This window comes from Sphingomonas sp. C3-2, assembly GCF_033025475.1.
Taxonomy (GTDB): domain Bacteria; phylum Pseudomonadota; class Alphaproteobacteria; order Sphingomonadales; family Sphingomonadaceae; genus Sphingobium_A.
Genome location: NZ_CP130322.1, coordinates 1,377,279 through 1,390,712, shown reverse-complemented (window position 1 = coordinate 1,390,712; position 13,434 = coordinate 1,377,279). Strand labels below are relative to the sequence as shown.

The following is a 13,434-nucleotide window of genomic DNA, read 5'->3' as shown; positions in this document are numbered from 1 at the left end:
ACGCACTGAACGGATGCTGACGATCTTGTTGTCGTCAGGCAAGAAAACTGACAATAGGTTGCGCACAGGCCATGCAACCTCTCCCTCCCTTTCCCTGGACAGACGTCGCGATCATCCTCGCGTTGATCGCGCTTAACGGCGTTTTCGCCATGTCCGAACTCGCCATCGTTTCCGCCCGCAAACCGCGTCTGCAGGCGCTCGAAAGAGCCGGCCGCAAGGGCGCGCGCACCGCAATCGATCTTGCGGCTGAACCGGGACGATTCCTCTCCACCGTCCAGATCGGCATCACGCTGATTGGCATTCTGGCGGGCGCCTATTCGGGCTCCAGCCTTGGCGAACCCGTGGGCTCGCGCCTCGAATTGCTGGGTATTCCGGGCAACACGGCCGATGAGGCGGGCTTTGCGCTGGTGATCATGCTCACCACCTATGCCTCGCTGATCGTGGGCGAACTGGTGCCCAAGCAGTTCGCGCTGCGCTCGCCCGAGCCGATCGCGATTCTGGTCGCGCGCCCCATGTTCTGGCTGTCGCGCCTCACCGCGCCGGTCGGCTGGGTGCTCGATCGGTCGAGCGCGCTCATTTTCCGCCTGCTCGGCATGAAGCGCGAATCGGAAAGCCAGGTGACGGCCGAGGAACTTCACCTAATCGTCGCCGAAGCCAGCCGTTCGGGCGTGATCGAGGAAAGCGAACGCGCGATCATCTCGGGTGTCGTCCGTCTGGCCGACCGGCCGGTGCGCGAGGTGATGACCCCGCGCATCGATGTCGACTGGATCGATGCCGATTGCGATGCCCTGCAGGTGCGCGAACGCCTTCTCGAAACGCCGCACACGCGCCTGCCGGTGGCGGAAGGATCGGTCGAAAAGGTGATCGGTGTCGTCCAGTCGCGCGATATCGTCGCCTCGATGCTGCGCGGCGAAACGCTCGATCTGCGCGCGCTGATGCGTACCGCGCCGGTGCTCCCCGATCAGGTCGACGCAATGGATGCGCTCGACGTGCTGCGCCAGGCCGAAGTGCCGATGGCGTTCGTTCACGACGAATATGGTCATCTCGAAGGGATCGTCACCCCGGCGGATCTGTTGATCGCGATCGCGGGTGAATTTGTCTCCGACGCCGATATCGGCACCGATCCCGCGCTTGTCGAACGCGAGGACGGCTCGCTCCTCGTCTCCGGTTCGATGGCGGCCGATGCGCTGGCCGACCGGCTCGATATCACGCTGCCCGAAGACCGCGACTATGCGACCGTGGCCGGGCTCGCACTCGCGGTCCTGCGCCATTTGCCCGAGGTCGGCGAAAGCTTCGTCGAACAGGATTGGCGCTTCGAGATCGTCGACATGGACGGGCGCAAGATCGACAAGCTCCTCGTCTCCGCGGTCGAGGAGAGCGCCTGAGCGCTCAATAGGCGGCGATGATCGTCCGGAACAACGCGCTGTCGCGTCGATAGTCGGCGCGCGGCGCCAGCGCCTTGTATCCGCTGACCTTCATGCCAGCGCATTTGCCGAGCAGAAACAGCCGCCAGCCGGGTAGCTGACCGGATTGGCTTTTGCCGCCGACCTGATAACCGCTCAGCGCCGTCTGGCCGCTGGCATTGATCCCGACGGCGTGCACTTCGACGATGCGGTCATATCCGGCATAGGTGAACTGGACGCATAGGTGCCGTTCAATTGCCTCGACGGCGATGGCGCGATTGGTCTCTGGAAATATCGCCCGTCCGGTCGGCGGGGACGGGGTGTGTCCCCGTCGCCAGGCGCGGGTGGCGGCGCGCTTTGCGCCTGATCCACCCGGTCTGCCTGGTCTTTTCGTCACAGGTTGCTCCTGGTTATCGCCTCAGCGATCGAGCTTGCCGAAGCGTTCTTCGAACTCGGCGACATCGCCCTTGGCCAGAAAGCCCGCCTGCTCGACCCATTTGTCGCGGCGGATGCGGCCCTTGAAATTGCCAAGCTGCGAATCGATCCGGTCGATCTCGGCGTCGTCCCAGCCCGCGATCTGCGCAAAGCTTGTGATGCCGAGCGAGGTGAGCAGCGCCGCCAGCTTGGGGCCGACACCCTTGAGCTGCAACAGATTGTCCGCACCCGAGGGAGCTGGAGCTGGAGCCTCCGCCACAGGTTCCGCTACCGGCGCGGGGGCGGCGGGCGCGGGCGTTTCCACCTTGGGTTGGGCGGGCGTCACGGGTTCGGCGACGGGCGTCGCCACTGGTGCGCTCGGCGCCACCGGGGCAGGGGCCACAAAGGCCTGGGGCGCTGCGACGGCTTCGGGCTCGGCCACCGCCTTGGGCGCGGGCTGCGGCTCGATCGGGGTGGATGGTGTTTCTGCGCTATCGGTGCTGCCCGTGCGGCTGCGTACGATCCAGATCAGCGCGACCAGCAAGACCAGGCCGACAAGAATCCAAAGCAAATTGGTGTCCGTCATCTCCATTCCCCCGATTTTCTTGGACGGGGCGGAGCGTAGCAACGCGCCGCCGCCTGTCCAGTCTTAAAGCCTCCAGCCCGAAAGCCTCAGCCGCGTTCGCGTTCCACTTCGCGCCAGCCAATGTCGCGGCGGCAAAAGCCGGTCGCGAAATTGATGGCGTCGACCGCGCGGTAGGCGCCCGCCTGCGCTGCGGTGACGTTGGCCCCCGTTGCGGTGACGTTGAGCACGCGGCCGCCATTGGCCACCAGCACGCCGTCCTTCAATGCGGTGCCTGCGTGGAACACCTTCGCGCCGTCCACTTCGGCGGCCTCGATATTGCCGATCGCGCCGCCCTTTTCGGGCGTGCCCGGATAGCCGTTGGCGGCCATCACCACGGTCAGCGTAACCTCGTCGCGCATCTTGGGCGGCGTGTGGCCTTCCAGGCGGCCCTCGGCGGTGGCGAGCAGCAGGTCGAGCAGGTCCTCATCCAGCCGGGTCATCAGCACCTGGCATTCGGGATCGCCGAAACGCGCATTATATTCGATCAGCTTGGGGCCTTCGGCGGTCAGCATCAGGCCCGCGAAGAACACGCCCGAATAGGGGGTGCCCTCGGCTGCCATGGTGCGCGCGGTGGGGGTGATGATCTCGTCCATCACGCGCTGCTGCAACTCGGCGGTCAGCACGCGCGCCGGGCTATAGGCGCCCATGCCGCCGGTATTGGGGCCGGTATCGCCCTCGCCGACGCGCTTGTGATCCTGCGCCGATCCGAAGGGCAGAACGGTCTTGCCGTCGCACAGCGCAAAGAAGCTGGCTTCCTCGCCGGTCATGAATTCCTCGATCACGACCGATGCGCCGGCCGCGCCGAATGCGCCTTCGAACATCTCGTTGACCGCGGCCTCGGCCTCGGCGGCGGTTTCGGCGATGATCACGCCCTTGCCCGCGGCCAGCCCATCGGCCTTGATCACCACGGGCAGGCCGAAGCCGGGGAGTGCTGCGAGCGCGTCCTCGCGGCTCTGCGCGCGCAGATAGCCGGCGGTGGGGATGCCTGCACGCTGGCACAGATCCTTGGTGAAGCCCTTCGACCCTTCGAGTTGGGCCGCCGCCTGATCGGGGCCGAAAACGGGGATGCCGACGGCGCGCAGCGCATTGCCAAGGCCATCGACCAGCGGCGCCTCGGGGCCGACGACGACGAGGCCGATGGCATTTTCGCGGCAGAAGGCGATAACCCCATCATGGTTGGCAGGATCAACCTCGACCAGTGCGGCATGCGCCGCTATGCCGGGATTTCCCGGTGCCGCGAATAATTTGGAAAGTCTGGGCGATTGCGCCAGCTTCCAGGCAAGCGCATGTTCGCGGCCTCCCGAGCCCAAAAGCAGGACATTCATGAACGATCCCTTCGATTACCAGAGTTCGGGCCGGCTGTTAGCCGAGGAGCGCGGCGGGGACAACGCGCCCGCGCTGTCGGTGAGCGAATTGTCGCTCTCGCTGAAGCGGATGGTGGAGGGCAATTTCAGCCATGTCCGGCTGCGCGGCGAGATTTCGGGCTATAAGCGCGCGGCCTCGGGCCATGCCTATCTCGCGCTGAAGGATGACAAATCGCTGATCGACGCGGTGATCTGGAAGGGCAGCTTTGCAGGCATCGCCTTCCGGCCCGAGGACGGGATCGAGGTGATCGCCACCGGCCGGCTCACCACCTATCCGGGGCGCTCCAAATATCAGATCGTGATCGAGCGGCTGGAACTGGCGGGCGAGGGCGCGCTGATGCTGCTGCTCGAACGGTTGAAGGCCAAGCTCGGCGCAGAGGGGCTGTTCGATCAGGCGCGCAAAGTGCCTTTGCCCTTCATGCCGCGCGTCATCGGCGTGGTTACCTCCCCCACCGGCGCGGTCATCCGCGACATTCTCCACCGGCTCGCCGATCGCTGCCCGACGCGCGTCATCCTCTGGCCCGTGCTCGTCCAGGGTGAGGGGGCGGCCGCGCAGGTGGCGGCTGCGGTCAAGGGCTTCGATGCGCTCGTCCCCGGCGGCGCGGTGCCGCGCCCCGATCTTGTCATCGTCGCGCGCGGTGGCGGCTCGATCGAGGATCTCTGGGCGTTCAACGAGGAAGCGGTGGTCCGCGCGGTCGCCGAATGCTCGATCCCGATCATCTCGGCGGTCGGCCATGAAACCGATACCACATTGTGCGATTACGCCGCCGATGTCCGCGCACCCACCCCCACCGCCGCCGCAGAGATCGCGGTTCCGGTGCGTGCCGATCTGATCGCGCATCTGCGTCAGCAGGGGATGCGCATGACACGGCTTGCGCGCCGCTATCATGAACGCGCGGGCGAGCAACTGGCGGCGCTTGCCCGGCTTTTGCCGCGTCCGGCGCAGTTGCTCGATCCGCAGCGCCAGCGCACCGACGATCTGGCCGAACGGCTGCGGCGCGGGCTTGCGCACCGCATTTCCGACGCGCGCGGCGATCTTGCCCATGCCGGTGCTGCGCTGCGGCCCGCGCTCCTGTCGCAGCGGCTGTTGCGCGATCGCAATCGGCTCGATCAGCTTTGGCGGATGTTGCCCCGGCCTACCCAGCTTGCCGAGCGCCGCGCGCAACAACTGAACCAGCTTGGCGACAGGCTACGCCGTGGCTTCGCGCACCGGCTGTCCGATGGGCGCGGGGCGCTTGCCCGGGCGGGCGCAGGCCTCCGCCCTGGGCTCATCGACCGGCAGCTGGTGCGCGACCGTGAGCGTGTCGAGCGGCTCGGCCGGTTGCTCGAGTCCCTTCATCCCGACAAGCCCCTGTCGCGCGGCTATGCCAAGGTCGAAAAGCGCGGTGGCGGTGTCGTCACCACGGCGGCGCAGGCGCGGGCCGCAGGCGCTCTGACGCTCCATTTCGGCGATGGTGCCGTCGACGCGCGGGTTGAGCGGCCCGGCGCCAAGGCTTATGATCAGACCACGCCGGAACAGCCGACGCTGCTCTAGGCGCTTGTATAGTGGAGCACGTGACACCGATGTTGATGTTCAATTCCGGCAAGCAGGCCAAGCTGCATTACATGGCGAACAACCTGCGCGTTCTCGCATCCGGCGATCACGTCGTGTGCGCGGTGACCGGAGAGAAGATCCCGCTCGACCAGCTTCGCTACTGGAGCGTGGCCAAGCAGGAACCCTATGCCAGCTCCGAAATCTCGGTCCGCGCCGCGCTCGGCCAGTGAGGTTCCTGTTCGGGCTGTCCGTTCTGGCGCCCACGATGCTTGTCGTCGGGTGTGCGCAAACGGGCGCGCCGGTCGACAGCGCCGTCGCCAATCCTGCACCCAGGCCGGCGCCCGTGATACGGTCCGCACCACCACCGGCGCGTCCCGATTTCGTGCTGGCGGGCCCCTATGTTCAGGGCGGTATAGCAACCGGGCTGGTGCCGTCCGACACCGTGTCGCTGACGCTGGGCGGTAAGCGCGTTTCGTTCGCGCCTGACGGACGCTTTCTTGTCGGCTTCGGGCGCGACGCCGCGGCACAGGCCGAATTGGTCGCCACCCGCGCAGACGGCACCGTGGTGCGGCGCACGCTCGCCATTGCCCCGCGCGGCTGGCGGATCGAAAATCTCAGCACGCTTCCCCGCCAGACGCGCCCGAGCGCCGAATTCCAACGACTGCGCCCTGACGAGTTGAAACAGATCGCCGCCGCGCGTGCGGTCCGTTCCAATGCCGGTGGCTGGCGTCAGAAATTCATCTGGCCCGCAACCGGGCGGATTTCGGGGTTGTTCGGTGCCCAGCGCATCTATCGCGGCGAACCGGGCGCTTATCATTCGGGCGTCGACGTCGCGAGGCCGACGGGCGCGCCGATCATGGCACCTGCCGACGGCGTGGTCACGCTGGCGGCCGCCGCGCCCTTCACGCTTGAGGGGCATCTGCTGATGATTGATCACGGCATGGGGCTGAACAGCGCGTTTCTGCATATGTCGCGTATCGATGTCCGGGTGGGCGATATCGTCCGCCAGGGGCAGGTTCTGGGCGCCGTCGGCGCCACCGGCCGCGCGACGGGGCCGCATCTTCATTGGGGGATGATGTGGGAAGGGGAGCGGATCGATCCGCTGCTCATCGCCGGGCCCATGCCAATCCCGGACTAACCCCGCCCCTTTTGGGGGCAGGGCTGTATCATCCGGATTATTGGAGGCGCTTCACACGCACCGGCCGACCCGTATCGCTCGACAGGATATAGCTGCCGAGCGATCCGCGCTTGATGGTCACCGGGGCGCCAACCTTGGGGGTTCGTCCGGTCACTGCCTCGGTGCTCGTCCAGATCGCGCCGTCTTCGAGCACGAAAGTCATCTTGCCATAGCCGACGGGATCGACGCGCTTGATCGTCGATTCAATCTGCGCCAGCGCGCCTTCCTTTGCCGGATTATCATCCCCGCCGCCAAAGATCGCCGAAACGCTGGGCAGCGTCAGCCCGAACAGGCCGCGTTCGGCCTTTTCCGCCTGTTTGCGGTCGATGATGACGACTTCGCGGGCCTTCTCGGCGGTGTCGATCGATGCGGAAGCCTCGTCGAAACAGGCCAGGCGCGCGGCCGATTCGGGGATGGCGCGGCAGGCCATCAGTTTCTGGAAAACAGCCGGCAGCGGCTGGGATTTCTTCTCGGCGGCAAGCGCGGGACTGGCCACAAGGCATGCCCCCAAGACGAGCGATAGTTTTTTCGACAATTTCTTTTCCCTCATCATGTCACCTCAATTCAATCGAAGGTCCATTCGTGTAATTTCATGTCTTGAATTGGTCGTCGATCACGTCGCTGCAGGGATAGTTGCGAGTGTGACAATTAGGCGACACCCCCCGGATAACAGCGCTCTTTGCCTACGTGCTTGGTTTACAAGAGGATAGGCCCTGTGCAACTCCCAAGCCATGCTGCGTGGGGAAAAGGGGACACAAAGCGACTACTCCACGCTGCCTAACATCCGGGCGGCTCATCGCTTCGGGCAATCCAGAAAAGGGACTGGACTGTGAAGAAAATCGCAAAATTTAACGGCCTCATGGCCGGCGCTGCGCCGGTTGTGCTGGGCTTCGCGCTGCTTTCGGCGCCTGCCTATGCGCAAGACGAAGCAGTCGCGGCCGAAGGCCAGGAAATCATCGTCACCGGTACGCTGATCAAGAATCCGAACCTTCAGCGCGCAACTCCGGTTCTCGCAACCACTGCGGACCAGATCGAACTGAAGCAGAACAACAACGCAGAAGAAATCCTGCGTGAAGTTCCCGGCGCGGTTCCCAGCATCGGTTCGGCGGTCAACAACGGCAACGGCGGCGCATCGTTCGTCAACCTGCGCGGCCTCGGTTCGAACCGCAACGTCGTCCTGCTCGACGGTGTTCGTCTGGTTCCCGCCGAACTGCAGGGCCGTTTCGACCTTAACAACATCCCGCTCGCGCTTATCGAGCGCGTCGACGTCCTGACCGGTGGCGCATCGACGACCTATGGTGCGGACGCGATCTCGGGTGTTGTCAACTTCATCACCAAGTCGGACTTCTCGGGTCTCGAAGCCACGATCTCGAACCAGATCACCGAAAAGGGTGACGGCAATGCGTTCCGCGCAGACGTCACCTTGGGTGCAAACTTCGACGATGGTCGCGGTAACGCGGTCTTCTCGGTTGGCTATCAGCAGACCGACCCGGTTTATCAGGGCGATCGTGGCTTCTCACGCTTTCAGATCGACTCCTACAGCGGTCTGCCCAGCGGTTCGGGTACGTCGTCGCCGTCGCGCTTTACTGGCGTCAGCACCACTGGCCTCGACTCGATCACGGCTGGTTGCGGTCAGGGCTTCAGCATCACTTGCACCAACACGCAGGGCAACCGTCAGGTTACTGCCGCAGGCGGGGCTTTCCGTCCCTCTTCTGCGTTTGATGCATTCAACTTCAACCCGTACAATATCTTCCAGACGCCGTTCGAGCGCTTCAACATCTACGGTGCAGGCCGTTATGAAGTGAGCGACGCCATTGAGGTGTATACCCGCGGTATCTTCTCGAAGAACACCGTCAGCACGATCATCGCTCCCTCGGGCGCGTTCAACATCGGTGTCACCGTTCCGCTCAGCAACCCGTTTCTTTCGGCCGCTCAGCGTAACGCCTTCTGCGCCTTCGACGTGAACCCGGGCGTCGGCTACACGCCGCGGTTCACGCAGGCCGAATGCGCTGCCGCCGCAACCGCGACGGATCCGAGCGATCCCAACTACCGTGCCGTTGGCGTTGGTAGCCGCTTTGTTGCGTCCGACATCAACAACAATGGTACGATCGAAGCCGGCGAAGGTTATCAGTCGAACCCGCAGACCTCTCTGGCCCGCCGTGCAACCGAGTTCGGTCCGCGCGTCAGCGACTTCACGACCACGTTCTTTGACTATCGTCTTGGTGCCCGTGGTGGCATCACCGACAACATCAGCTGGGATGTGTTCGGTGCCTATGGCCAGAGCGAAAACATCCAGACCCAGAAGGGCTACTGGCTGAACTCGCGTGTCCGTCAGGCCCTGATGTCGACGAACAGCACGTCGTGCCTCAATACGGCGAATGATTGCGTTCCGCTCAACCTGTTCGGTCCCGACGGTTCGATCACGCCGGGCATGAATGCGTTCCTTAACGCAAACAGCCAGATTATCACCAAGACCTCGCTCGCTCAGGCGCGTGCGATGATCAACGGCGATGTGGGCTTCACGCTGCCTTGGGCAAGCGACGGCGTCGCGTTCGCAGTCGGTGGTGAATACCGCAAGTACACGGCATCGCAGGAATCCGATCTGCTTTCGCAGTCTGGTGATCTCGGTGGCGCTGGCGGTGCGGCACCGAACATCGCGGGCGGCTTCGATGTATATGAAGCAATCGGCGAACTCGTTGTTCCGGTTGTTCAGGATAAGCCCTTCTTCGAAGATCTGACGATCGAAGCGGGCATCCGTTACTCCAGCTACACCGTCGATGCGCCGGGCAAGCCGAGCTATGACTCGACCACCTGGAAGGCTGGCGGTAGTTGGACCCCGGTTGATGGTGTGAAGATCCGCGGTAACTATGCACATGCAGTCCGCGCACCGAACATCTTTGAACTGTTCAACCCCGTCACGACCGCGCTTACCAACCTCGGCAGCGATCCGTGCGCCGGATCGGCTCCGGTGGCTGACGCTAATCTGCGTGCAATCTGTATTGCACAGGGCGCGCCGGCATCGACCATCGGCGCGATCGAAAACGACGAATCGGGTCAGGTCAACGCAACTGGCGGTGGTAACCTCAACCTGAAGCCTGAAAAGTCGAACAGCTACACGGTCGGTGTTGTCCTGCAGCCTGACTTCATGCCCGGCTTCTCGATGTCGGTCGACTATTACAGCATCAAGATCAAGGACGCGATTACTTCGCCCACTCCGGGCGATGCCATCGCATCCTGCTTTGGCAACATCACGGCTGCCAGCGCAACCGATCCGAACTGCACGGTCATCCGTCGTAACGCGGTGACGGGCAGCCTCTTCGGCGAACCGACGGAAGTTCCGGGCCTGTTCCTGACGACGTCGAACCTCGGCAAGCTGACGACCGACGGCGTTGATCTGTCGCTCAACTATGATCGCGATCTGGGCTTTGCCAAGCTGGCCCTGAGCCTCAACGGCAACTGGACCAACAGCCAGAAGTTCAAGGCAACTCCGGGTTCGATCAATCGTGAGTGCGTTGGCTATTACAGCGTCAACTGCCTTTCGATCCAGCCGGAATTCAGCTTCTCGCAGCGTTCGACCCTGTCGTTCGATAATGCCGATATTTCGCTCCTGTGGCGCTATGTCGACGGCGTGAAGTTTGAGCCGCAGCAGTTCCAGGACGATCTGGACGCAGCACTGATCGATCCGGGTAACTGCCCCGATCCGCTCGGTGCCGATGGCGGCGCCTGCATGGTCGATCCGGAATTCCGCAAGATCAAGGCTGAGCATTATTTCGACCTGACCGGCCGCTTCCACGCGTCCGAGAACGTCACGATCACGCTCACCGTTCAGAATCTTCTGAACAACAAGCCGAAGGTTGTGGGTAACACCCTGGGTTCGACCTCGTACAACAGCGGCAACGTCTATCCGTCGACTTACGACGCTCTGGGCCGTCGCTATGCGATCAGCGCGAAGTTCCGCTTCTGATCCTGTGCTGCGAATACAACTGAAAGAGGAAAGGCGGGCCAAAAGCCCGCCTTTTCTGTTGTGCCTTACGGCGGCGCGATACAACCAATCACACTTGTTGGATTGTCACAGCAACGAAGCGGGCAACTCCATCTTCACGCCTGCATTGGCAGCCAGCGCCAGCGCCCATGTGCGCACCATCTCGATTTCTTCGGCGTGGATGTTTAGTCCTTCGGATTGTTCGGCCTGGCGTTTGCTCGCTTCGAAATTCGCGCCGCTTTTCGAATGTCGCGTGAAGATCGGCCCGGCGGCAATGTCGGCAAGCGCCTTGTCAGCAACCCGCAGTCCAAAATGGTGCGTCAATGCGCGCATTGCGTCTTCCGGGCGCGCAGTGAGCGTTTCACTGTCCAGCGTCACGATACGGTCGCCGAATTTCTCGGCAAGCGCCGCGAACTGCGCATGCTGGGCAAGCCAGCCAATAGCCGCAACCTGAATGTCGGTCAGCTTCAGATAATCCTCGGTGCTCATCCCAAAGTTGACCATCGCTTCACGGATGAGCTTGGTGAGCAGGTCGCGTACCCATAGCCGCCCCCACATGCCTTTGCGTGCGATCGAGCCAAGATAGATATCGAGCGGCGCGTAAAGCAGCAGCGCCTTTGCCGCGGGGCGGAGGGAGAGCATCGCGGGCGCCAGCGGATTGATCAGGTTCGATGGTTTGATCACCACCGCCTCGCCGGGCTGGAATGGTCGTTCCAGCATGCGCAGGCTATGGTCCAGAACTCTGGCCGCTTCGGCACCCTGTGCGCCGCGATGGCGCCAGCCGATAATGTCGTTGAGCACGACGGGTTCCTTGAGCCCCATCGAAACCCCCGGAATGTCGAACGCGCGGGCGAGGAGGGTGGAGCAGCAATAGGCCGAATGCAGGATGAAATGCACCGGCGCAGCGAGGCTCGCGGCGTAAAAGGCCTCTTCCCGACGTATCACCACGGGCTTGCCGTGCCCGGGAATGAACTCGTCGGTCAGGAAGGTAGCTCGGTCGTGCGCGGCACGCGGCAGGCGCACGAAGTGGAACGCGTCGTGCCCGGGATCATAACGATGGGCGAGCCATTCGGCATCGGACGGTATCTGGGCGACATTGGGCTGTGGCGCGGTCATGCACCCGGCATGACATGGTGCTTGCGAGCCGACAAGGTTGCAGCCGCCGAACGAAGCTGTTGCTTGCGCCGCAATCTCCCCATGACTACCCCTTTGCGTGGTGTGGCCTTGTGTGGGGGATTTGATGGCTGAGGAAGCGGTTGCGCAGATATTTGCTGCAGCGGCCATGGCGCGTCGAAATGGTGATCGGGCCGAAGAGCTTCGGCTGCTGGAATCGATATTGGAGCAATCACCCGAAAATCCTCAGGCGCTGAACGCCCTGGGCATGGCCGCGCTTGCAGCCCCTGATCCGGCGCGCGCTGCCGCCCTGTTTGCCCGCGCCGCCGCGCAGGATCCGGGCGAGAGCGCATTGTGGATGAATCTGGCGACGGCCGAGCGCGCGCTTGGCAATGACGAGGGCGAACGCGAGGGGCTGAATCGCGCGCTCGCCGCCGATCAGCTCAACTTCATGGCGCATCTCCGCCTCGCCGAACTGCAGCAGCGCACGGGGGAGGCGGCCGCCGCCGCACGGTCCTGGCAAAATGTTCTGATGATGGCGGCGGGGATCGATCCGATGCCGCCCGCCTTGGCCGAAACGCTCGACGATGCACGCCGGTTTGTGGCCGGGCAGATGACCGATTTCGCAAGCTTCATCGATTCGGGAATGGCCGAAGGTCTGGATACCTTGCCCGCTACCGATCGTCGCCGGATGCGCGCCACGCTGGATCACATGCTCGGGCGCAGGCAGATCTATCGCAACGAATGTTCGGGGCTGCACGTGCCCTTCCTTCCGGCAGACGAATTTTTCGACCGCGCGCATTTTCCTTGGCTGGCGCAGATCGAGGCGCGGTCCGATGCTATCCGCCGTGAATTTCTGGCGCTGTTCGAGGGCAAGGGGGCTGATGCGATCCGCCCCTATGTCCGGCAGGAAAGCGGGACGCCCGACAACAAATGGTCTCCGCTCGATGGCTCGCTTGATTGGGGCGCATGCTTCCTGTGGGAATATGGCGTGCCGAACGATGTGGTCTGTGCGCTATGTCCCGAAACGGCGGCGGCGCTTGCTATGGTGCCGCGCAACGACATTCCCGGCCGCGCGCCAACGGCCTTCTTCTCGCTGCTCAGGCCACATACGCGCATTCCTCCGCACACCGGCGTCACAAACAGCCGCGCGATCATTCACCTGCCCCTGATCGTTCCCGGCCAATGCGGTTTTCGAGTCGGCGGGGAAACGCGCGCGTGGAAGGTCGGCGAAGCCTTCGCCTTTGACGATACGATCGAACACGAAGCCTGGAATGACAGTGATGAACTGCGCGTTGTTTTGATCTTTGATGTCTGGAATCCGCATTTGTCGCCTGCAGAGCAGCAAATGCTGACACAATTCTTTGAAATCGCCGACAGGAGCGGGCATAATCCTGGCATGAAATGACAAGTGGGGAATGATTATGCGGACGCTTTTTCTTCTAAGCGCGGTTCTTGCCGTTGCTGCAGGCACTGCCGCTCAGGCGCAAAATGCCGCACCAGCTGCTGCAAGTCGTTCTGATCCCAATGCAGTCAAGTGCCGGCAGCTTCAGGTGACGGGATCACTCGTCAGGAAAGAACGGGTCTGCAAGACCAATGCCGAGTGGCGCTCGATAGCCGAAGGGCAGAATCGCGAGGCGGATGATTTCATCACGCGCACGCGGACGGGGATGAATCCCAGCGGGTGATTTGCCCGATCTGCGCTCAGGCGCGGCACTGGCACGCAAAGCGGCACCGATTCGGTGCCGCTTTTTGTTTGCGTGTCGATCTCACTAAAATGCTCTCTACCCTCGCAAAATTGCGCCTTTGACCATGTTTACGC

At 63.4% G+C, this 13,434-nt stretch carries 12 protein-coding genes; 7 read left to right on the top strand and 5 right to left on the bottom strand.

Features of this window, described 5'->3' with window-relative positions; all coding sequences use genetic code 11:
- The first annotated feature begins 71 nt into the window (after nucleotides 1-71).
- Nucleotides 72-1,385: a hemolysin family protein gene (locus QYC26_RS06750; protein WP_317514628.1), complete on the top strand. Its 1,314-nt coding sequence runs from the start codon at nucleotides 72-74 to the stop codon at nucleotides 1,383-1,385.
- A gap of 4 nt (nucleotides 1,386-1,389) precedes the next feature.
- Here the strand turns inward: QYC26_RS06750 and QYC26_RS06745 are convergent, their stop codons facing one another.
- From QYC26_RS06745 to purD, 3 genes are all read right to left on the bottom strand, one after another.
- On the bottom strand, nucleotides 1,390-1,800 hold the full coding sequence (locus QYC26_RS06745) for a hypothetical protein (RefSeq protein WP_317514627.1): 411 nt from the start codon (nucleotides 1,798-1,800) through the stop codon (nucleotides 1,390-1,392).
- 21 nt (nucleotides 1,801-1,821) lie between these two features.
- Nucleotides 1,822-2,403, bottom strand: a complete 582-nt coding sequence (locus tag QYC26_RS06740) for a hypothetical protein (RefSeq protein ID WP_317514626.1) — start codon at nucleotides 2,401-2,403, stop codon at nucleotides 1,822-1,824.
- Nucleotides 2,404-2,489: 86 nt separating this feature from the next.
- Nucleotides 2,490-3,767 (bottom strand): phosphoribosylamine--glycine ligase, encoded by a 1,278-nt coding sequence (purD, locus tag QYC26_RS06735; RefSeq protein ID WP_317514625.1) that lies wholly within the window; start codon nucleotides 3,765-3,767, stop codon nucleotides 2,490-2,492.
- Here purD and xseA point away from each other — a divergent pair.
- From xseA to QYC26_RS06720, 3 genes are read left to right on the top strand one after another with little or no spacing between them, the layout of a single operon-like run.
- Nucleotides 3,766-5,340: an exodeoxyribonuclease VII large subunit gene (gene xseA / locus QYC26_RS06730; protein WP_317514624.1), complete on the top strand. Its 1,575-nt coding sequence runs from the start codon at nucleotides 3,766-3,768 to the stop codon at nucleotides 5,338-5,340. The two genes, purD and xseA, sit on opposite strands and share 2 nt — an antisense overlap.
- Before the next feature lie 29 nt (nucleotides 5,341-5,369).
- Nucleotides 5,370-5,570 (top strand): DUF2093 domain-containing protein, encoded by a 201-nt coding sequence (locus QYC26_RS06725; protein ID WP_317514623.1) that lies wholly within the window; start codon nucleotides 5,370-5,372, stop codon nucleotides 5,568-5,570.
- Nucleotides 5,571-5,605: 35 nt separating this feature from the next.
- Nucleotides 5,606-6,478 carry a M23 family metallopeptidase gene (locus QYC26_RS06720; RefSeq protein WP_411197646.1) on the top strand — a complete coding sequence of 291 codons (873 nt, stop codon included), beginning with the start codon at nucleotides 5,606-5,608 and terminating at the stop codon, nucleotides 6,476-6,478.
- A gap of 37 nt (nucleotides 6,479-6,515) precedes the next feature.
- Here QYC26_RS06720 and QYC26_RS06715 read toward each other — a convergent pair whose 3' ends face one another.
- Nucleotides 6,516-7,052: a hypothetical protein gene (locus QYC26_RS06715; protein WP_317514621.1), complete on the bottom strand. Its 537-nt coding sequence runs from the start codon at nucleotides 7,050-7,052 to the stop codon at nucleotides 6,516-6,518.
- Between the two features lie 294 nt (nucleotides 7,053-7,346).
- Between QYC26_RS06715 and QYC26_RS06710 the strand changes: the two genes are divergently transcribed.
- Complete coding sequence (locus QYC26_RS06710) at nucleotides 7,347-10,481, top strand: TonB-dependent receptor domain-containing protein (RefSeq protein WP_411197633.1); 3,135 nt, start codon at nucleotides 7,347-7,349, stop codon at nucleotides 10,479-10,481.
- Between the two features lie 105 nt (nucleotides 10,482-10,586).
- Here QYC26_RS06710 and QYC26_RS06705 read toward each other — a convergent pair whose 3' ends face one another.
- A complete protein-coding gene (locus QYC26_RS06705) occupies nucleotides 10,587-11,615 on the bottom strand; it encodes a hypothetical protein (RefSeq protein WP_317514620.1) in 1,029 nt (342 codons plus the stop codon).
- A 124-nt stretch (nucleotides 11,616-11,739) separates the two neighbouring features.
- Between QYC26_RS06705 and QYC26_RS06700 the strand changes: the two genes are divergently transcribed.
- Entirely contained in the window at nucleotides 11,740-13,020 is a 1,281-nt protein-coding gene (locus QYC26_RS06700) for an aspartyl/asparaginyl beta-hydroxylase domain-containing protein (RefSeq protein ID WP_317514619.1), read from the top strand.
- A gap of 16 nt (nucleotides 13,021-13,036) precedes the next feature.
- Nucleotides 13,037-13,300 carry a hypothetical protein gene (locus QYC26_RS06695; RefSeq protein WP_317514618.1) on the top strand — a complete coding sequence of 88 codons (264 nt, stop codon included), beginning with the start codon at nucleotides 13,037-13,039 and terminating at the stop codon, nucleotides 13,298-13,300.
- Nucleotides 13,301-13,434 lie beyond the last annotated feature (134 nt).